Source organism: Stenotrophomonas sp. HMSC10F07, assembly GCF_001807895.1.
GTDB classification, from domain to species: domain Bacteria; phylum Pseudomonadota; class Gammaproteobacteria; order Xanthomonadales; family Xanthomonadaceae; genus Stenotrophomonas; species Stenotrophomonas sepilia.
On sequence record NZ_KV791442.1, the window covers coordinates 1 to 19428 of the forward strand.

Here is a 19428-nt window from a genome sequence, read left to right on the forward strand (position 1 = left end):
TGCGGTTGACACCCGCCGAGAGGTGAGGGAAAAGTCTGGGATGGCCGCACTGTCGAATGTCCTCCACGAAGTCCAAGAAGCCAGCGTCGATGAGCTGTTGTGCGATGGGCACATCTCGAATGGCGGACCTGCCTTTCAAGCGTTGCCGGCTTCTGCCTCGGCTCTTATGCGCTAAATCCGGATCGATCGTGACTCGAATGCGGAACCACCACATTCCCGCCTCCTGAACGATGTCCGCAACCTTCAATTGCGCGACTTCGTTGATGCGTGCTCCCGTGTAGAGGCCGATCATGGGCATCCACCATCGATGGGGATGGCTCTTTGCCCACGGAACAAAGGTGTCCGGTGCGAAGATTTTCTGCAGGTCTGACTCGTCGAACAGGCGCTCCGCCTTGTCTGCGTCTTCGGCCAAGTCTTCCTTGAACTTCTTGAAGGGCGCCATGGGGGAGGCGGGAATTGCGTTAGCCTCGACTAGGCCTTTGAAAAAGGTGGAAAGGAAGCGGCGATGCTTCTCAAGCGTCTTGGGTGCCAGCGGAGGAACGGCCAGCTCCTTGCCGAGCGCGACTGCTTGGTCATACGTGTAGCCGCGATACTTCGGGTCTGAGAGAAGCAATGGCGGAGCCCACCGCAGCAATTCCCATAGACGATAGATATGGGCATGGTCGATGCGAGAGACGGGGATGTCGCCACACGCCATCTTGAGCAAGGTAAGTGTGCGGAAGGTGGAGCCTGTCGTGTCCTTCGCCAAGCCTCGGTCATCGCGGGACCTAACGTAATCCGCTATCTCCACTGAAAGAAGGCGAGGGGCGGATGCGACAGGCAGTGGGACGGGGTATTGGGTGCAGCCATTGGCCCGGCGGCTGCGACGTTGGCGGTCGTCGGCCCGGTCAAGCATTTCTTGAGCGTGGATGGCAGCCTCTCGGCCGGTGATGTTCAATTCCTCGATGCGAAGATTGCCTACCTGGATGCCCCTGAGCTGGAGAGTGCCCATGGGGTGGAGCAGGTATTGGTGGAGGTGTTCTAAAGCGGGGGAGGGCATTGCTTGGCTTCCATCGGAACGATGGAAGTACCAATAAAACAGGTCCCAAAATGGTCAATACAAAATCGGGATCAATCTGAACGCCGTAAGTGTTGCGCAACGACACGACTAGCTCAAGGAAGTGTCACATTTGTACCGGGCTGGTTTGCGCTACCATAATTAGTAAAAACAATGAGTTGGCGATTGGTCCATCCGAAAACTCAAGAGTCATTTTGGTACTGTTTAATGTATATAAGCTAACAAAACACGTTCAGGTTCTCATCTTTTGCTGAACATTGGTTAAATGAAACTTTTTCGTTGTTAGGGTTTTGAGTTTGGTTTCTCGTTCTCCGCATCCTAAATCGGGCCAGTTTGACGGAGGCGTGGCATGAGGAAGTCGATGGTAGAGGAAGTTTGGCCGGCATCTGTCCGCTTCGTCCCTTACGTGGGTGAGCGCTTTTCCCAAGGCTTCGATGGGCAGCGGCTGTTGCTGCTTGGGGAGTCTCACTATCGGACGGAAGGAGTCAGCGATGCCGTAGAGGTGACCCGGCCATACACCAAGAACATCTTTCAAGGGATGGCTACTCGGGTTCGGGATTCCAGTGATGGTCCATTCTTCCGTGCCTTGGACCTGGTGCTTACCGGGGACAGTCAGCATTCGATAGCGGAGGCGGCAGAGGTCTGGCGGAGCATTGCCTTCATCAACCTATCCCAGTCTTTCGCTGGCACCAAAGCAAATCATCGGCCGCGCAGCCAGGCGCTGCGGGATGGTGGCAACGTTTTGGTCAACGATATCCTGCCAGTCCTAAACCCGGATGTGGTGCTGGTGCTGGGTCGCACCGCTTGGCGGTTCTTTAGTCATGGTGAACCACAACCAGGCTTAGAGCCCTTCATTGCCCAACAGGTGAATCGAGGAGCGAGCAAGCCACGCTACATCGAATCTAGGGAAGTCTGGTCACTGGACTACGAGGGAGGGTCAGCCCTGATGACGTGGGTCTACCATCCATCGTGGAACGTCGACACATGGAAGGACCGGGCGGGAGCGCTGCGTCACCTGATGGCGCTTGCGAAGCAGAGCTGAGACTATCCGGGCACCGTGGCCCAAGGAAGAGATGCAATGAGCGAGGCAGGGGATTTGGCTAAAGTCGTTCGGAAGACGGCGAGCAGCGGAAAGCTCGACTATGTGCCCGTCGTGGTCCTCAATGAGACGACGCGGACCAAGCTGCATGTGGTTGGATGGCTGATTCCTCATAGCGACCATACAGAGTTCTCCATAAAGCTTGAGGGATTCAAGAAGACCAAGGCTTCGCCCTGGCAGGAGGACCCGGTCAAGAGCATCACCTTGACCGAGGCCTCCACGCTCAAGCTCTTCAAATACCTTCAGACGCATCTTCCATTGGCGCAGCAATCGGAAGCCGGTGAGTTCATCCTGATCAAGGTGGCTAACGGGGCGGCGGATCTAAGCGGGCACGATCCGCAGACCCTGGTCGGCGCGCTTACTAAGGTGCTCTCGCATTCGGACCTGGTCCAGCACTTGGCTAGCACGGAGCTCACTCACGAACTGACCACCGCGCTACGCGGATCTATCCGCCTCAGCGAAATGCGCTCGGCGGTCGCTGAGCTGCGCTCGAGCTTGGGGCGTGGGGAGGCGGCAGAGCAGGTCTACCAGTCATGGTGCGAAAAGCACTGCTGGGCCTTCGGTAATGCTTACGTGGTTCGGGACGAGGTGCGTGCAATCACCACTGGGGATAACATAGACCTGATGTTGCCTAACGTCATTGCGGGCTATCGAGACATCGTTGAGCTGAAACGGCCCGACATGGAAGTTCTGCTCTATGACAAGGCTCACAAGAACCACTACTTTTCCGCCGAGGTATCGAAAGCCATCGGTCAGTGCCACCGCTACCTCGACATGCTCCATGACTTTGCTGACAAGGGCTTGCTCGACCACAAGGAGGTGGTGGCATACCACCCACGCGCCACTATCGTCATCGGTCGCTCCCATGAGTGGACAGACGAGCAGCAGCGCGCTCTCCACGGTCTCAATCGGCGCATGCATGGAATCACGGTCATGACCTACGACCATCTATTGGCGCAAGGAGAGCGGCTGATAGATATGATGGTGCCAGCAGCGGATCTGGCAGCCGCTTCCGTCGGCGCCGCCGAACTCGACGACGACATTCCCTGGTAAGTCATGCCACGGTTTAGAGAGTCTTTCCAACTCCAGCAAAATATATGGGTGATCAGGGATCTGCGATATAAGGTGGGCAGCTATACGAAAGCCGAGAATGTCATGAGTGGCCGACCACAATGCTCCACTCGGTAAGAGGTCGAGAATGTGTTGGGTAGAGGGGTGGGATGGGATATCTGTTTTGCAAATCGTCGAATCGAGCGATTCAGGCGTTTGAAGTCAATAGGCGCGTTTGGTGATATTGATGAGAAGGAGGAAACGGTTTGTGGGTCGAGTAACCAATCTAGTCGCCGATACATGCCCGCATTTCTCATCATCAAAGCCAAATTCGGATCTATTGCGTCCAGCAAGCGCGTCATATCTTGGGTGACCGTGCGCATATAGACATTCACGCCAGCGGGCGTGAGAGGGCGTGCTATGTTCCATGCGGGCTCGTGATGTGAGACCCTGTTTCGCAAGCCTTTCACAGCAACGAGGATCGTCTCAGCACCTGCACGGTCCAACGAGGCGTCGTTGGGAAAAATATCCCTTTCGCATCTGGGCCAGAGAGAGTAGGGGGCGCCTTGTTCCTCAAATGGTGCTTCCATAAAGTCTAACCAAAAACCAAACATCGCATGTGCCACAACTTGGTCATTGGAGTGCGGCTTGCCCTCACGTGTCAATTGCTGAAGAATAGACTCCCGCTTTCTCTCCACATGGGATTTCCAGTGTTTGAGGGGGCGGCCATTAAGGCGCTGGCGATGGAACGGATGGCAGCCCCTTCGATAATAGGTTTGAGAGGTTTGTTGGTCGGATTGTGCCTTAGCCATGAACAGCTTGTCACCGTGCCATTTGATGACGTCCTGCATCCAGTCGGCCCGTCCAAATGCGGAGCATGCAGCACTGTTGATTGAATTGCGAAGAGCAACTTCGACCAGCCCCAGAAATGGCGAGAGCGCAGAGTTAAGCTCAAGGCCCCAGATGTAGGCGCCGACTGCCTCACGACCTTGATTCGTCGCCATGAGGTTGGCGTATGACGCCAGCCGAGGGGCCGAGAGGGCTCTTTCAATTGCTTGAACAACTACGCCTTGACAGAAAGGCATGGTCAGGGATATCCTTGTCAATGAGACGCGCCAGCTTGGCGCCAAAGAAGGGATAGAGGCGCGAATAATGCAGCGTCGTTATCCCAGTTTCACCTAAGGCCGCCTTCGGGCGGCCTTTTTTTATCCTGAGTTTTTTACTCTGGAAACAAGTGCTTGAGAGACACCAAGCTTGGTTGCAACTTGCACTTGGGTGAGGCCGCGGTCCAGTAGGGTCAAGATGTTGGCATCCCTTTCATTTCTCTTGAGTGAGCGGCCATCGTAGTGGGTTACGATGTCCAAGCCTGGACCCAGGATTTCCTTGGTCACCACTTGCTTATCGGTGCTCCGTGCGTCGAGCTTGATCACACCTGTACGCTTGTCCAGTTCAAGTTTAAGACTGCCCACGTTCGGGTTGCCTGCTGCGCGCTTGAACTCTTCAATGGCCAGCGAAACGCACTCGGGATCGTGGGTTGCGCCGCCCTTCTTGATTGGGACAATTTGGTTCTTCCTGCTGACGAGATGCTTACGAGTTGCCATCATGCCTCTTCCGGCGAGCTGTGATAAGTGGATATTACATATATCAGCCTGCACTGTCTACGGCTATGAGCCGATATCGTGCTCTGTTGGATTGCTGAAGCTCTAGACATGCCAAGGTGCCCACGAAAGCAGAGCGTTGTGACCCTGATGAAATCGACTCGCCGGGGTAACGCATGAAGCATATGAGCTAACCAAACCAGTGATCGAGCAAGAGCGCACTTAGGCGTTCCTGCGGAACGCGTGCGCCAAGGGCTTCGCCCCTGGGACCCCAAGCCTCTGCGAGGCTTGCCAAAAGCAAAAGCTGATCCATAAAGACCCCTGTTGTCAGGAGTTTTTATGGCTATCTTCCACACTTCAATCAAAACCTTCAGCCGCGGCCGCGGACAGTCGGCCGTCGCTGCGGCGGCCTACCGGGGCGGGCTGCTGCTCATGGACTTGCTCACCGGGCAGCAGCATGACTACCGTCGCCGTAGTGGCGTCGTTGAGAGCTTCTGCCTCGCCCCGCCTGACGCTCCCGCGTGGGCCTTGGACCCTCGGGAGCTCTGGGCAGTCGCAGAGGCTGCGGAGCGGCGGAAAGACTCGACTGTGGCGAGGGAGTTTGAAGTCTCCTTACCCCATGAGCTATCCGAAGAGCAGCGGGCGCACTTGGCGTTTGTCATCGCCGACGCGCTGGTCGATCGTTATGGGTTCGCTGTCCAGGCCAGCATCCATTCGCCTGGGACGCCTGATGGGCTCAACCACCATGTCCATATCCTGGCCACCACGCGCCGCCTCGGACCTGAGGGCTTTGGGGACAAGACCCGGGAGCTGGACGTGGGGCCGTCTGGCAAGGTGCAGGTGCAGTGGATTCGGGAGATGGTCGCGGCCACTACAAATGCCCACTTGGAGGCGGCCGGCCTTGCCAGCACGATCGACCACCGAAGTCTGGCCGAACAGGCACGGTCTGCGATGGAGCGAGGCGACGACTTGGCGGCAGCGGCGCTCTCCCGCGAACCGACTCAGCACCTAGGCAAGCATGCTGCGGCCCTAGCTGGGAAGGGTGTGGCGACCGACAAGGCAAGCACGAACGACCAGATCGCCGAAGACAATCGGGAGCACTATGACTTCCTCGTGCGCAAAGCCGGGCTGGAAGGAAAGCCCGCCCCAGTGCCTGGCCAAGAGGCCGCGAAGCAAAGTGGGCGAGTGCTCAATGCAGAAACCGCGGGGCTACCTGGGGGGCTGGAGATGCGAGGCGTATCCGGGATCCGGCTGCACAACCTGCTCCTTTCATCTCACGGGCATACGCCGGAACCGACGCCCATCAGCCTTGCCGAAAAGATTCTCGATGCACTGCGCGACGTGGACGAGATTTCCCGGGCTAGGGCAGACTTGGCCATGGAGAAGGTTCGCGATGCCTTGAGGTGGGCTCAGCGGCAGCTTTCCTCTCAAGGAGAAACCAGCGAGCTTCGGCAGTGGGTCACCAGAGCTTCGCTCCAGGTTCGTGCCCTTAAGTCCCTCATCATCAGCCGGGCTCGCAGGCTGCTTAACGTGAAGAGTGCAACCAGGCTGCGTCACATGGCCGAGCAGGAGTGGGAACGGTTCAACGCCGATTGTCCGCCGGGGTCGACCAGATACTCGAGGTCGGAGTGGACCCTGCGCCGAGGGCGGCGGCTTTCGGTTCTCGAGAAACATACAGCCGAGCTGAAGGCGGCTCAGGAGCGGGCATCGGAGGGAGAGCTGAATGCCATCGATGCTGAGATCCTTACCAAGGCTGAACTGCTTGCAGCGTTGCCCCATCCCTCACAGGCTGTCGCTCCTACGCTCGCTGAGCCGAAGCAGGTGGCCTCGAGCGTCTTGGGTTCCGTCCCGTCGGTCCCCCGAGGGCCAACGTTCCACTGACCCTGTAAAAAACAAGCCCCGCGAATGCGGGGCTATTGTTCAATGGGGGCCGGTGCCCACCGATGGTTTTCGAGCCGGCAGTGGTTTCGCTGGCGGAAGGCCGCGAGACGCACGCCAAGCATCGGGTGAAGGGAAGCTCATCGGCACTTGGCTGCGGTCCACGCTCGCCGCTTGCGATACAGTGCTTCTCGTAGGAGCGTAGGCAAGGGGCTGACCTCCATGGCCTCCCTGCGATTCGGCGAATCGACGCAACAGTAATCTTGCGACATCCAGCGCATGTTGAACATCCAACTCACGCTCAGCAGCGTTGCGGGTATTGTTTTCAGGCAACAAGGCTTGAAGAACCTGGCTGGCGATACGAAGTTCGACGTTTGCTGGCATTTGTAATTCATCTGGTGAAGGTTCTTCACATCGAACCACCCAGACGGAAATGCGCAAGCGGATGATGACGCACCGCGTCACACATTTGCTGTTTGTATGCCTTGCCTTAAGCGTCGAGAGTTGCTGCGTTTCAGTCTTGTCTTGCTGGGCTGCTTTCCGGCGCGAGACTGACGGTCCACTGGCCTCCTTCCTGCCGGCGTAGGGTCAGCAGGTCATAGGTCTTCAGCATGCTGAGTAGGCCCGAATGCCCATAGGCATTGGGAGAGAAGGACGGGTCTGTTCGTTTGAGGTATTGGCCCAACGGCCCCAGTCCTACCTCGCCTTCTGAGGTGTCTCCAGCCAGCAGCGTGACCGCTTCCACCACGAACTTGGGACGGCGCTTGGGAAGCGGCTTGGTGTCGACTGCCGCGGGCTCAACTTTGTTGCCCTCCGCTTTGGCCGGTGATGCATTGGGTCGGTCTTCGCAGGGCTCGGCGACTGCTTTGCGCTCCCATTCGAAGAACTGATCGCAAGCGTTTCGCAGGGCCGCTGGCGTCTTGGGCTCGCCGACGATACAGACAGTCGCTCCGCGCTCCCGCAGCTTTCGGCATAGGTAAGCGAAGTCGGAGTCACTGGTCACCAGGCAGAAGGTGTCGGCACGATGATCGAACAACGCCTCTTGAGCATCGAGAGCCAGGGCGATGTCGGAAGTGTTTTTTCCAGAGGCGTATTGGTATTGGAGGCAAGGTGTAAACGCCTGTTGGACGAGCACTTCCTGCCAGCGGTTCGCCAACGTGGCGTGGTTTCCATACCCGCGGCGCAGCACCACGCGCCCGAACTGGGCCACCATCAGCAGGGCGTGCTCCACGATCTCGGGACTGACGTTGTCGCAATCGACCAAAACGGCCACTTTGGTGTCGTGAGGGACTGATCCGTTAGCCATGTTCTTGTCCTTAAGCTGCGATGCGTGCATCCAAGCCGGCGTGTTCCCTCAGCAAGTAGAGCAGGCCACCCCCGTCGATCAGCTCAATGGGCTTGTCTTTGGCAAAGTTGAAGGCTTCGGTGCCGTAGCCGCTGGTGCAAACCAAGATGCCCTTGCTGGCACCTTCGTTGAGCATGGTCCCGTAAAGATCGCGAACCGCGCTGACCCCTACGGTGTCCCGATAGCGCTTGGCCTGTATGACGACCTTCCCGCCCAAGACGGGCCGGGTGTCAAAGGCCACCGCATCGACTCCGCCATCGCGGGAGCTCCGGGTCAGTTTCGTGTCCAGTCCCATCCGGCTGAACAGGTTGGAGACGAGTGCTTCGAACTCGCTGGGGGTCAGATCCAGAAGGTTGGGGCGCGATTCAAGTCCTGAGAGCACGTCCGATTGCGCGATGAAGCGCTTGTCGACCATGTTGAATTCGACGATTGGTTTGATGGCCTGCAATTCATCGGGCCTGTTTGACACTTGAGCACCCAGGCTGCGCAGGCATGCGACTTTCTCCACGCGTTCGAGCCGCAGCTGAAGGAAGGCGGCCTTCGTTGCGCGGACGGACACCACCGGCACCCGAACCTCTTGGCCGGTGGTGGGGTCGTGGGTGTCCACCACGCCATTGAAGGTGACCAGCGCCAATGCGTTTGCTTGATCGGCCTCAAAGGCTTCGTGCAAGGTCCTCAGCGCGATTGAGGCAATGACGTCTTGGTAGAGCGATTTGATGTCGCTGGCCTTGCGCGCCTTGGAGTCGATCGCATCACGTGTTTTGACGTAGCGATAATCGGCTTCGGTGGGGACGACACCCACCTCGGGGAGGTCATACTCAATGACCAGTTCTTTGGATGCCTCGGCATAGGCCAGCTTGAATGCCTGAGGGAAGCCCTCGGAGGGGTATTCGGAGCGCGTGAGCACCATGTCGTTGTAGGCCACGACGGCGTCAGGCTCGTGAGCCAGGTAGGCGCTCTGAAACTCATCAACTTCAGCGTTTCGGCGACCAACGTCAGCCTCATAGAGCGTGCGTTCGGTCTCGTGTTGGGCCCGTAGATCGGCCAGCCGTTGCTTCTTTTGCGCTTCTGCGCGATGGAACTGTTCGAGAGCCTGCTGGTGGGCTTGATGGGCCGCCGCCTGGGCTGCCAAGTGCCGCTTTGCAGCCCCGGGCCAAAAGCGCGCGAAGCCGGTGGGACCCGGAACCTCGACCTCGACCGGCGCCAACCCCGGAACCAAGTCCTTGGGCACCTTGAAGCCGGGATAGGGATCGGTGTGACGCAGGCTGTCGAAGCTGATGGTGTCGTTCACCGACAGGGTGTGAAGAAGCAGACCCTCCAGTTCCTCCAGCCGGTCTTTGAGCTCGGCGTTGAGGTCGTCTGCTTCCGCCTGGCGATCTTGGAGGTATTCGGCTTTGGCCAAGCGCGCAGCTTCCTTCTCCTGCTTCTCCAGGGCGCGCAGCTCCCGCATCTGTTGCGCAGCAGCCATGCGCTCATGGCGCTCCAACTGCCTCAGTTGCGTCGCTTGCATTCGCTGCTGGCGTTTGCTTTCGCGCTGCGCTGCCGCCGCTGCCCGGCCGGCTGCCCGCAGAAACCCTTCTAAGCCGCTCCGTCGTCCCATACATCCCCCTGATGTCGAATATCTAAAGACTAACCTGTCGACGTCCTTCTAACGCGCCTTCTGGGCGTTTGGTCGTTCAAAAGGGTGCGCAGCGCAGGCAGGTTCAGGCCAAAATCCAACACCGCCAATCCCGGGGTGTTCTTTCCAGGCCCATGCAGCTTCTCGTGGGCGGTGAATTCGCGGCTATACGTCGCGTGGTGCTCGTCGTCCAACTCGTGGCCCACCACTTGCGCCCGGAGCTCGGACGGTACGCCCGCTCCTTGAAGCGACTGAATGACGGTTTTCCGGAGCGAATGGAAGCCGCGCTTGCCGGGTGTCCAGTTCTTGCCCACGGCTTCCAGGTGGCGGCCGAACGCCTTGGTGATCCAATTGCCGGCGCCGTTCTTGGCATCCGGTTTGGCGGCCGGGAACAACCGTTTTGCATCTGCCGCCCGTAATCCCTCAACCCATTCCTTAAATCCAAGCGCCAGCAGATCAGGGTGAACCGGCACGGTTCGGATGCTGGCATCGGATTTGAGCTTCTGATGCTCCCCTTCATCGGACATGTGGATGCAGAGCAATCCCGCCTCCTCGGTGACATCGCTGGGAAGCAGTTGGCCCACCTCGGCGGCGCGAGCGCCGGTGTAAAGACCGATGACCGCCGCCCAGCGGGCTGAAAGCGCCAGTTGCTCGAAGGCGGCTGGCGCAAAGAGGGCTTGGACTTGGTGGGTGTCGTAAGGCTTGAAGCCGAACTTTCGCCGAGCTCGCTTCTCTCGGATGGAGTAGCTGACATGCCCAGCGGCAACATTGTCGCCCCTGGAGTAGTAGCCCGAGGCCATGGCCCACTCGAAGAAGCCGCCCTTGCCGCCAATGTAAGATTGCTTGTTGGTCAGGGTGGGGGTGGACGAGCCCTCCTCGCGCATGTGCTGATACCAGCGGGCCAGGTCCGTGCGCGTCAGCGTGTGGAGCTTGGTCTTGCTCCCGAGGAAGCTGACCAGAGACACGATGGCCGTGCGCTTGATCGTCCAGGTCTTGGGCAGCGTGTTGCCCTTAAGCGTGGCCAGCCAATCATCGCAGGCGTCTTCGAGGGTGATGGGGGTCAGTTTGGACTTCGGGACTGGCGCCGGGGCGGGGGAGGGGGTGCCGTTGACGGCGTCCAGCAACGGGTCTGCGCCTTGGCGTTGCATCTTCTGGAAAAGCCGCAGGTCTTCCTCGTTGTCGATCTGCCAGCGCTCGGTGAACGTGCCATCGGCGGCGCGGGACCGGTGAAGGATCAACTCCTTCAGGTTGTCGGATTGGGTCAGGCGGGCGATCAGTTCATCCGCCTCGCGCTTGCTCAGCTTGTCCACGCGTTGGTCCCTCAACACATCGAAGGCCTGAGCATAGCCCGCAGCCAGGGCCAGTGCGCGCAGCCTGGCCGTGGGCAGGTCGCGGGTGCGCAGCGTGCGCTTGAAGACGCGTCGGCCAACCACGCCTTGAAGGTCGGTAGGAACGCGTTGCCGGAAAGCCCAAAGGCCGGTGGGAGAGCGGGTGAGGTGATGGGGGATGCGCATCGAGAGATGTGTCCCGATTTGTGTCCCGCCGAGGGTCATCCCAGAAAAGCAAAAACCCCTGCGTAAACAGGGGTTTGCGTAATCTGGCGGAGAGAGGGGGATTCGAACCCCCGAAGCGCGGTTTAGACGCTTACACACTTTCCAGGCGTGCTCCTTCAACCACTCGGACACCTCTCCGGATCCCTGCCATCGGCAAACGCCTCAGCAGGGGCGCAGATTCTAGCGGGCGGCGCGGCCGGACACAAGCACCTCTGGTCAGAGGCGCATCCAGGGGCATTGTTGGCGAGGGGGCTGGACAGGCATGGCACAATGGAACATCCGATGGAAAACGGTGGCCTGATGTCCTATCTCGTCCTTGCCCGCAAGTGGCGTCCGAAGCGTTTTGCCGAGCTGGTGGGCCAGGAGCATGTGGTCCGTGCGCTCAGCAATGCGCTGGACAGCGGCCGCGTCCACCACGCGTTCCTGTTCACCGGTACCCGTGGCGTGGGCAAGACCACCATCGCGCGCATCTTCGCCAAGTCGCTGAACTGCGAGCAGGGCACCAGCGCCGACCCGTGCGGCCAGTGTGCCGCCTGCCTGGACATCGACGCCGGTCGCTACATCGACCTGCTGGAAATCGACGCCGCGTCCAACACCGGTGTGGACGACGTGCGCGAGGTGATCGAGAACGCGCAGTACATGCCCTCGCGCGGCAAGTACAAGGTCTACCTGATCGACGAAGTGCACATGCTGTCCAAGGCGGCGTTCAACGCACTGCTGAAGACGCTGGAAGAGCCGCCGGAGCACGTGAAGTTCCTGCTGGCCACCACCGACCCGCAGAAGCTGCCGGTCACCGTGCTCAGCCGCTGCCTGCAGTTCAATCTCAAGCGCCTGGACGAAGACCAGATCCAGGGCCAGATGACCCGCATCCTGGCGGCGGAAGAGATCGAGGCCGACGGCAGCGCCATCGTGCAGCTGGCCAAGGCCGCCGATGGCAGCCTGCGTGACGGCCTGTCACTGCTGGACCAGGCGATCGCCTATGCCGGCGGCGCGCTGCGCGAGGACGTGGTGCGCACCATGCTGGGTACCGTGGACCGCACCCAGGTGGCAGCGATGCTGGATGCGCTGGCCGAGGGTGATGGCCCGCGCCTGCTGCAGGTGGTGGCCGCGCTGGCCGAATTCTCACCGGACTGGAGTGGCGTGCTGGAAGCGCTCGCCGAAGGCCTGCACCGCATCCAGGTGCAGCAGCTGGTGCCGGGTGCCGCCGTGGCGGAAGGCCTGGATGTCGCATCATTCGCCGAGCGCCTGCGCCCGGAAGTGGTGCAGCTCTGGTACCAGATGGCCCTGAATGGTCGACGCGACCTGCCGTTGGCGCCGAGCCCGCGCGCCGGCTTTGAAATGGCCGTGCTGCGCATGCTGGCGTTCCGCCCGGCCGCAGCGGTACCGCCGGTGCCGAAGGCCGTCGACGGTGCTGTGGGTGGCACGCCGGGTGGCAACGCTGCCGGTGGTGGCGCCCATGCCGGAAACCCTGAAGCGACGCCGGCTGCTGCCGTCGCTTCGGCCAGCCCGGCCGTGGCGGCGCAGGTGGCCGCTCCGGCGGCTGCACCGCGCGAACCTGAACCCGAACCTGAGCCGGCACCGCAACCGGAGCCGGATCCGACGCCTGAGCCCGAGCCGGTTCCGGTGGAAGAGCCCGTGTCACCGCCGCCGGTGAAGGCCGAGGCACCGGCGTTTGCCATCGCAGCAGAGGCAAGCGATGAGCTGCCGCCGTGGGCCACCGACGAAGCCGAGGCGCGGGATGGGGCCCTGGCGGCCGAGATGGCCGGCCCGGATGCCGCCATGGTCGCGCCCTGGCATGAACCGCCGGCTCCCGCCGCGGATCCAGTCGAGCCTGCGCCGCCGGAGCGTTCGTTCCGCGCCGAAGGTATTGCCATTGCGCCGGCCGAACCGGCCCCGGCGCATGCCGCCACGCCGCAGGAAGGTGTCAGCGAGCTGGCCACTGCCGAAGACTGGCTGGATCTGGTCGCCAACAGCGGCCTCAGCGGCCCGTCGCGCCAGCTGGCCGCCAATGCCGCCTTCATCAGCTGCCAGCACGGGACCTTGAAACTGGGCCTTTCGCCCGGATTTGAATACCTGCGCTCGGAGCGCGCGCTGGCCGCCCTGGGCGAGATGCTGGAAAAGGCCCTGGGCCAGGCGCCGAAGATCGTGGTCGAGACCGTGGAAACCGAACACGTTCCGGCCGAGACCCTGCATCAGCGTGCCGACCGCCAGCGTGGTGAGCGGCAGCAGGTGGCAGAGGCCGTTTTCATGGACGACCCGGAAGTGCAGGTGCTGATCCAACAGCACGGTGCCCGGGTTGTTTCCGATTCCATCCGTTCTTTTGACGAGTAAGACACTATGCGCGGCAATATCGCCCAACTGATGCAGCAGGCCCAGAAGATGCAGGAAAACCTGCAGAAGGCCCAGGAAGAAATCGCTAGGATCGAAGTGACCGGCAGTGCCGGCGGCGGCATGGTCAGCGTGACCCTGACCGGCGCCAAGGAATGCCGCAAGGTGCGCATCGACCCGTCGCTGACCAGCGACCCGGAGATGCTGGAAGACCTGATCGCCGCCGCCTTCAACGATGCCTCGAACAAGATCGATGCCGAGTCGAAGTCGAAGATGGGTTCGGCCACCGCCGGCATGCAGCTGCCGCCGGGCATGAAGCTGCCGTTCTGATTGCCAGCGTGGCATCCGTGCAAGCGGGTGCCACAGAATCTGTAGCCGTCGAGCTCGCTCGGCGCCATCAAAGCATGCCGCCGTGTCCGCACCCCTGCTTGAACAATTGATCGACGCACTGCGGGTGCTGCCTGGCGTAGGCCAGAAGACGGCGCAGCGCATGGCCTACCACCTGCTCGAGCGCGAGCGCGAAGGCGGCCAGCGCCTGGCCGAAACGCTGGCCTTGGCGGTGGAGCGTATCGGCCACTGCGCGCAGTGCCGCGACTTCAGCGAAACCGAGCTGTGCCCGACCTGTGCCAACAGCAGCCGCGAGCGCAGCCAGCTGTGCGTGGTCGAATCGCCGGCCGATCGTCTCGCGATCGAGAACGCGACGGGTTTTCGCGGTGTCTACTTCGTGCTGCAGGGCCGGCTGTCGCCGCTCGATGGCGTCGGCCCGCGCGAGCTGGGCCTGGAGCAGCTGGAGCAGCGGCTGGCCGTAGGTGAGGTACAGGAGCTGATCATCGCCACCAGTGCCACCGTCGAAGGCGAAGCCACCGCGCATTACCTTGCGCAGCTTGCGCGCGCGCGCAAGGTGCAGCCCAGCCGGCTGGCACAGGGCCTGCCGCTTGGCGGCGAGCTTGAATACGTTGACCGCGGCACGCTGTCGCACGCGTTCGGGACGCGCAGCGAATTCCGTGATTGAGCACCACCCGGGCATCGCCCGGCGCGGCCGGCCTACAATGCGGAAGACACTCCTGCCGAGGCCGACCATGAGCAACGAAACCCTCTTCAGCAAGATCATCCGTCGCGAGATCCCGGCCACCATCGTCTATGAGGACGACGAGGTGCTGGGCTTCAAGGACATCGCACCGCAGGCGCCGGTGCACGTACTGTTCATTCCGAAGAACGAGATCATCCCGACCCTGGACGACCTGCAGCCGTCGCAGGCGCACCTGGTCGGCAAGCTGGCCCTGGCCGCTGCCGAATACGCGCGCCGCGAGGGTTTCGCGCAGGACGGCTACCGCATCGTGATGAACTGCCGCGAGCACGCCGGGCAGACCGTGTTCCACATCCACATGCACCTGCTGGCCGGCGCGCCGCTGGGGCATTTCGGTACGCCGGGGCGTTGAAGCCCTGTCCACGCATGCGTGGATGAAAAAGGCCGCCCGAAGGCGGCCTTTTCCGATCATGCGGGCTGGGTGGCGATCACCACCAGCCCCAACGGCCGTAGCCACCCCAGTACGGGCCCCACGGACCCGGGCCCCACGGGCCATAGGGGTAGGGCACCACATCGACCTGGCGCTGTTCCGGCCACAGGTAGATCACATCGGCCGACAGCTTCGGCAGGCGGTAGTCGTAGTCCCCGATGCGGGTGTTCTGGTAGCCGTCGATCTTGCCGATGAAGGTCACGTCACGCCCGGCTTCAAACACGGCCGGGTCGTAGAAACCGGCGCGGCAGGCAATGAAGCGGCCGTCGCTGGCGTCGGACGAGGTGGTGTTCGGGCGGCCACTGGCGTTGAGCGGGCGCGAGATCATCTGGAAGCAGGTCTCGCCCTGGCCGGGCTTGGTCTCGATGATGCGGCCGCCCCATCGGACCGGCGTGCCGACCTGCTGGGTGGCGACCGAGTCGCGCGGGGAAACCAGGCTGAACTGTCCCTGCAGCGGCTTGGGGGCCGTGGCGCAGGCCGACAGGGCCAGCGTGGCCACAGCGGTGAGGAGGAACTTGGTGTTCATGGGGAGGCTCCGGAAGTCGGGCGATGCCTGCGCAGGTCCCGCAATAATGAAGCGAGGTCGGTGCAAGTTCCAGCGTAGCGTGCGTCGGCGAAACGCTGGCTGAGTGCGAGCAGGGCCGGATCGGGGCGCTGGGCATGTACCCGCCGTGACCAGTCGCGTGCGGTTTCGTGGGGGGCGCGGGCCAGGCCAAGGCGCGCATAACGCCGCCCGAGCCGGTGCCAGGCACGCAGCAGCGGGTCGCGCTCGCGCTCGCCGCGGGCCAGCAACCAGGCCATCCACGCCAGTGCCAGCAGGGCGGCGACCACGAAGCCGGTCACCAGCTGCGCCGGCCCGAGGTCATCCAGCCCGAACGGCTTGAGCAGTTGCTGCTGGCGGCGTGCATCGAAGGACAGCACCAGGTCGTTCCAGCCGCGCCGCAGCCAGTCACCCATCTGCCCCAGCTGCAGCCAGCGCTGTTGCAGCGGGGTGTCGGTGCCGGCCTGCAGGCGGTCGTCCAGGGTGTCCAGGATGCGTTCCGGTGCCACGGCCGAGGTCGGGTCGACCCGCACCCAGCCGCGTTGCGGCAGCCAGACTTCGGCCCAGGCGTGGGCATCCATGCGACGCACCACCCAGTAGTCCCCGATGCGGTTGCGGGTACCGCCTGCGAAGCCGGTCACCACCCGGGCCGGAATGCCGGCGTTGCGCATCAGCACTACGAAGGCCGAGCTGAAGTGCTGGCAGAAGCCGGCCTTGTAGTTGAACAGGAAATCGTCGACCGGATCGCGCCCCGCCACCGGTGTATCCAGCGTGTAGGAGAAGTCGCGGGTGATCCATTGCAGCGCACGGCGGACGATGGCCTCGTCATCGCTGCCTGCCTCCTGCCGCCATTGCCGCGCGAGCTGGGCGGTGCGCGGATTGAAGCCGGGCGGAAGCTGCAGCGCCGCGCGGCGCAGGTAGGGCGACAGATCGGTGTCGAACCGTTGCGGCGGCGCCGAATGCAACCGCCAGCGGCTGAGCGCGGACAGCGTGCGGTCGCTGCGCAGGCTCATGTCGGCATCGAAGCTGCTGCCCTCCGGTGCGCGGCTGGGCAGGTCCAGTGCCACCAGCAGGCGACGGTCGGTGGGCTCGTAGTCGATCTGGTAGTCCCAACCCTGTGCGGCGGTTTCGACCACCGGTGCGGGGCGTCCGGCCGTCGCGCGATCGCGGCTCCAGCGGTGGCCGTCGAACGACGTCAGCACCGGGCCGCGCCAATAGCGCTGCGCAGGCTCGGGCACCGCGCCGAAAAACTGCACGCGCAACGCCGGGGTGTCGTCGGCCATCAGGTCCAGCCACTGGTCCGGCGCCATGCTGTCAGCCAGGCCCGGTGTGCCCACCGCTCGCTCGGGTACGCCCCACAGCGGCGTGGACAAGCGCGGGAACAGCCAGAAGCAGGCCAGCGCGAGTGGCAGGCCGATCCCCAGCAGGCGGCCGACACCACGCAGTTGTCCGCGCAGCGGCAGTCGAGGGCTGTGGCCCTCGTCCAGGGCCAGGCGTTGCAGGGCCAGCAGTGCGGCAACTGCGGCCAGCGCTGCCAGCCCGGTGGTCAACGGCCCCTGGTCGAGCAGGAAGGCGGCGAACGGCGAGAACAACGCGAAGCCCAGCAGGCTGCGCGCATCGCGCAGGTTGCGCAGTTCGCTGGACTTGATCGCCAGCATCGCCGCCAGCAATGCGCAGCCGGTATCGCGGCCCGGCCGCACCATGCCCATCTGCCAGACGATGGTGGCAAGCATGGCCAGCACCAGCACCAGGCGAACCGGCATCGGCAGCACCCGCCGCCACGAAAGCGCAGCGGTCAGCACCGCAGTGATCGCGATCACGCTGGCCAGTACCGGTGGCAGCTGCAGCAGCAGTGGCAGCAACGCCAGCGCTGCGCTGGCCAGGGTCCAGCTGCGGGCGTTGCGGTCGAGCAGAACGGCAGGCTCAGTCATGGGGCATCAATGCCAGTGCGCGCAGGCACAGGTGGTGGTGGCTGGCGCCCTGGCCGGGCCCCAACGGCGGATGGGCCGGAAGCAGCAGCGTATAGCGACGGCCTTCGCGCTCGGCCATGTCGACCCAGCGTGCCAGCCGCGCGATGCGCGCTTCATGGCCCAGCGCCGCCAGCGTGCGCCAGTCCAGCACCACTTCGATGCCGATCGGCTTCTCGTATTCGCGTACCAGCAGGCTGTCGCGGCGCGCCGAGTGTTTCCAGGCAATGCTGCGCGGGGCATCGCCGGCACGATAGGGGCGCAACTGGTGCAGCTCATCGCCACTGGCATGGGCGCGGGTGTGCAGTGGGTCGTTGCCACGTTCCGGAAGCGGCGGTGCCAGTGCCTCGGCAAGTGGATAGACCAGCAGCGGCTGCTCCGGCCACACCCACGACCATGCCCGCACCAGTCCCAGCGGCTGCGTGCTCGACAGGCGGATGCGGGGCAGTTCCAGCCAGCCGCGCCGCTCGCTGGGAACATCCAGCTCCACTTCGCCGCGACCGTGTGCAGGCAGTGCAACCCAGGCCTCGCTTGCGCCCAGCTGCAGGTGCAGCCCGTGGCGCGCGCGCGGGTCACGCAACGAAAGGTCCACGCGCAGGCGCAGGGGATGCCCGGCCGGTACCGGTTCGGCGGAGATTGCATCGATCTGTATGCCGGACAGCTGCAGGTGCGCGGCGATGGCGCTGGCGATCGCTGCCGCGGCCAGCAGCAGCGCAAGCAGCAGGGCCGGGTTGTTGTTGTAGTTCAATGCGCCCAGCAGCATCGCCGACAGCAGGGTGGCGACGAACAGGCCGAAGCGGGTTGGTAGTACATAGATGCGATGGCGGTCCAGTCGCTGCGGCAGGGCTTCGGGCCTGCGGGGGCGTGCCAGCAGCTGCATGCGTGCCCAGCGTGTGGCCACCTTCAGTCCACCGCGACGGTCTGCAGGATCGCCCGCGCCAGCGCCGGCCCGGAGCTGGATTCGGCTTCGGCCACCAGGCGATGGCCGGCCACCGCCACGAACAGGGTCTGCACGTCTTCGGGCACCACATGCCCGCGGCCGAGCAGCAGCGCATGTGCCCTGGCGGCACGCAGCAGGGCCAGTCCCGCGCGCGGTGACAGGCCTACGCGCACGCCGGCATGGTGGCGGCTGCGGGTCAGCAGCGCCTGCACATAGTCGATCAACGCGTCGCTGGCATGCACCTGGTCAACCGCTTCACGCAATGCACGCACCTGGGTGTCGTCCAGCTTTGGCAGCGCGCGTGCGATCAGGTCGCGGCGATCAGTGCCGCGCAGCAGCTCGCGCTCGGCCTGCGCGCTGGGGTAGCCCATCGCCAGGCGCAGCAGGAAACGATCCAGCTGCGAATCCGGCAACGGGAAGGTACCGGACAGGTCGACCGGGTTCTGCGTGGCGATCACGAAGAACGGGTCGGGCAGTGGATGTGTCTGTCCATCCAGTGTGACCTGTTGCTCGGCCATCGCTTCCAGCAGCGCACTCTGTGTCCGCGGCGGTGCACGATTGATCTCATCGGCCAGCAGCACGTGGGTGAACACCGGGCCGGGATGGAACTGGAACTGGCGGCTGCCGGCCTCGTACACCGAAACGCCAAGTACATCGGCCGGCAGCAGGTCAGAGGTGAACTGCACGCGCTGGAAGCTGAGGCCGAGGCTGCTGGCCAATGCGTGCGCCAACGTGGTCTTGCCCAGCCCGGGCAGATCCTCGATGAGCAGGTGGCCGCCAGAAAGCAGGGCGACAAAGGCCAGCCTGACTTCCGGCACCTTGCCCAGCACCAGTGCGTTCACCTGATCCTGTGCCTCCCGCAGGGCCTGGCGCAGTTGATCGGTTAGCATGCTGGGATTGGGGGACGAGGCTGGCATGATCGTCTCAGGTCTGGAAT

Annotated in this window: 17 protein-coding genes, 1 tRNA gene and 1 pseudogene; 8 read left to right on the forward strand and 11 right to left on the reverse strand. The window is 63.0% G+C overall.

Going from position 1 to position 19428, the window contains the following annotated elements; translation table 11 throughout:
* A pseudogene (locus HMPREF3114_RS16965) lies at window positions 1-748 on the reverse strand (integrase); the annotation flags it as partial.
* Between the two features lie 87 nt (window positions 749-835).
* Between HMPREF3114_RS16965 and HMPREF3114_RS21240 the strand changes: the two are divergent.
* From HMPREF3114_RS21240 to HMPREF3114_RS16975, 3 genes are all read left to right on the forward strand, one after another.
* The gene (locus HMPREF3114_RS21240; protein ID WP_176746388.1) at window positions 836-1024 is read left to right on the forward strand and encodes a hypothetical protein; all 189 of its coding nucleotides are present in this window, start codon (window positions 836-838) and stop codon (window positions 1022-1024) included.
* Between the two features lie 382 nt (window positions 1025-1406).
* The gene (locus tag HMPREF3114_RS16970) at window positions 1407-2099 is read left to right on the forward strand and encodes a hypothetical protein (RefSeq protein ID WP_070490109.1); all 693 of its coding nucleotides are present in this window, start codon (window positions 1407-1409) and stop codon (window positions 2097-2099) included.
* 36 nt (window positions 2100-2135) lie between these two features.
* Entirely contained in the window at window positions 2136-3209 is a 1074-nt protein-coding gene (locus HMPREF3114_RS16975; RefSeq protein WP_070490111.1) for a Shedu anti-phage system protein SduA domain-containing protein, read from the forward strand.
* An 80-nt stretch (window positions 3210-3289) separates the two neighbouring features.
* Here HMPREF3114_RS16975 and HMPREF3114_RS21100 read toward each other — a convergent pair whose 3' ends face one another.
* Both HMPREF3114_RS21100 and HMPREF3114_RS16980 read right to left on the reverse strand, forming a co-directional pair.
* Window positions 3290-4291, reverse strand: a complete 1002-nt coding sequence (locus HMPREF3114_RS21100) for an Abi family protein (protein ID WP_141750838.1) — start codon at window positions 4289-4291, stop codon at window positions 3290-3292.
* 120 nt (window positions 4292-4411) lie between these two features.
* Window positions 4412-4807 carry a hypothetical protein gene (locus tag HMPREF3114_RS16980; RefSeq protein WP_141750839.1) on the reverse strand — a complete coding sequence of 132 codons (396 nt, stop codon included), beginning with the start codon at window positions 4805-4807 and terminating at the stop codon, window positions 4412-4414.
* A gap of 336 nt (window positions 4808-5143) precedes the next feature.
* Here HMPREF3114_RS16980 and mobQ point away from each other — a divergent pair, with 336 nt between their 5' ends.
* Complete coding sequence (mobQ, locus tag HMPREF3114_RS16985; RefSeq protein ID WP_070490113.1) at window positions 5144-6685, forward strand: MobQ family relaxase; 1542 nt, start codon at window positions 5144-5146, stop codon at window positions 6683-6685.
* A 511-nt stretch (window positions 6686-7196) separates the two neighbouring features.
* Here mobQ and HMPREF3114_RS16990 read toward each other — a convergent pair.
* The 4 genes from HMPREF3114_RS16990 to HMPREF3114_RS17005 form a co-directional block, all read right to left on the reverse strand.
* Window positions 7197-7988 carry an NYN domain-containing protein gene (locus HMPREF3114_RS16990; protein WP_070490115.1) on the reverse strand — a complete coding sequence of 264 codons (792 nt, stop codon included), beginning with the start codon at window positions 7986-7988 and terminating at the stop codon, window positions 7197-7199.
* A gap of 10 nt (window positions 7989-7998) precedes the next feature.
* Window positions 7999-9495 carry a restriction endonuclease gene (locus HMPREF3114_RS16995; RefSeq protein ID WP_218086324.1) on the reverse strand — a complete coding sequence of 499 codons (1497 nt, stop codon included), beginning with the start codon at window positions 9493-9495 and terminating at the stop codon, window positions 7999-8001.
* A gap of 161 nt (window positions 9496-9656) precedes the next feature.
* Entirely contained in the window at window positions 9657-11159 is a 1503-nt protein-coding gene (locus HMPREF3114_RS17000; protein WP_070490165.1) for a site-specific integrase, read from the reverse strand.
* A gap of 84 nt (window positions 11160-11243) precedes the next feature.
* A tRNA-Ser gene (locus tag HMPREF3114_RS17005) sits at window positions 11244-11336 on the reverse strand.
* Window positions 11337-11480: 144 nt separating this feature from the next.
* Here HMPREF3114_RS17005 and dnaX point away from each other — a divergent pair.
* The 4 genes from dnaX (at window position 11481) to HMPREF3114_RS17025 (ending at window position 14965) form a co-directional block, all read left to right on the forward strand.
* Window positions 11481-13529, forward strand: a complete 2049-nt coding sequence (dnaX, locus tag HMPREF3114_RS17010) for a DNA polymerase III subunit gamma/tau (protein ID WP_070490119.1) — start codon at window positions 11481-11483, stop codon at window positions 13527-13529.
* A gap of 6 nt (window positions 13530-13535) precedes the next feature.
* On the forward strand, window positions 13536-13856 hold the full coding sequence (locus tag HMPREF3114_RS17015; protein ID WP_019659509.1) for a YbaB/EbfC family nucleoid-associated protein: 321 nt from the start codon (window positions 13536-13538) through the stop codon (window positions 13854-13856).
* Between the two features lie 82 nt (window positions 13857-13938).
* Complete coding sequence (gene recR / locus HMPREF3114_RS17020; RefSeq protein WP_070490121.1) at window positions 13939-14538, forward strand: recombination mediator RecR; 600 nt, start codon at window positions 13939-13941, stop codon at window positions 14536-14538.
* 67 nt (window positions 14539-14605) lie between these two features.
* Complete coding sequence (locus tag HMPREF3114_RS17025) at window positions 14606-14965, forward strand: histidine triad nucleotide-binding protein (RefSeq protein ID WP_005415497.1); 360 nt, start codon at window positions 14606-14608, stop codon at window positions 14963-14965.
* Between the two features lie 76 nt (window positions 14966-15041).
* Here the strand turns inward: HMPREF3114_RS17025 and HMPREF3114_RS17030 are convergent, their stop codons facing one another.
* Genes HMPREF3114_RS17030 through HMPREF3114_RS17045 form a run of 4 tightly spaced genes read right to left on the reverse strand, consistent with a single transcriptional unit; the run spans window position 15042 to window position 19408 of the window.
* Window positions 15042-15569, reverse strand: a complete 528-nt coding sequence (locus HMPREF3114_RS17030) for a Slp family lipoprotein (protein ID WP_005415498.1) — start codon at window positions 15567-15569, stop codon at window positions 15042-15044.
* Window positions 15566-17515, reverse strand: a complete 1950-nt coding sequence (locus HMPREF3114_RS17035; protein ID WP_053499584.1) for a transglutaminase TgpA family protein — start codon at window positions 17513-17515, stop codon at window positions 15566-15568. Before HMPREF3114_RS17035 ends, HMPREF3114_RS17030 begins: the two co-directional genes overlap by 4 nt.
* A complete protein-coding gene (locus tag HMPREF3114_RS17040) occupies window positions 17508-18431 on the reverse strand; it encodes a DUF58 domain-containing protein (RefSeq protein WP_053499582.1) in 924 nt (307 codons plus the stop codon). Before HMPREF3114_RS17040 ends, HMPREF3114_RS17035 begins: the two co-directional genes overlap by 8 nt.
* Before the next feature lie 23 nt (window positions 18432-18454).
* Window positions 18455-19408 (reverse strand): AAA family ATPase, encoded by a 954-nt coding sequence (locus tag HMPREF3114_RS17045; protein WP_005415501.1) that lies wholly within the window; start codon window positions 19406-19408, stop codon window positions 18455-18457.
* Between the last annotated feature and the right edge of the window lie 20 nt (window positions 19409-19428).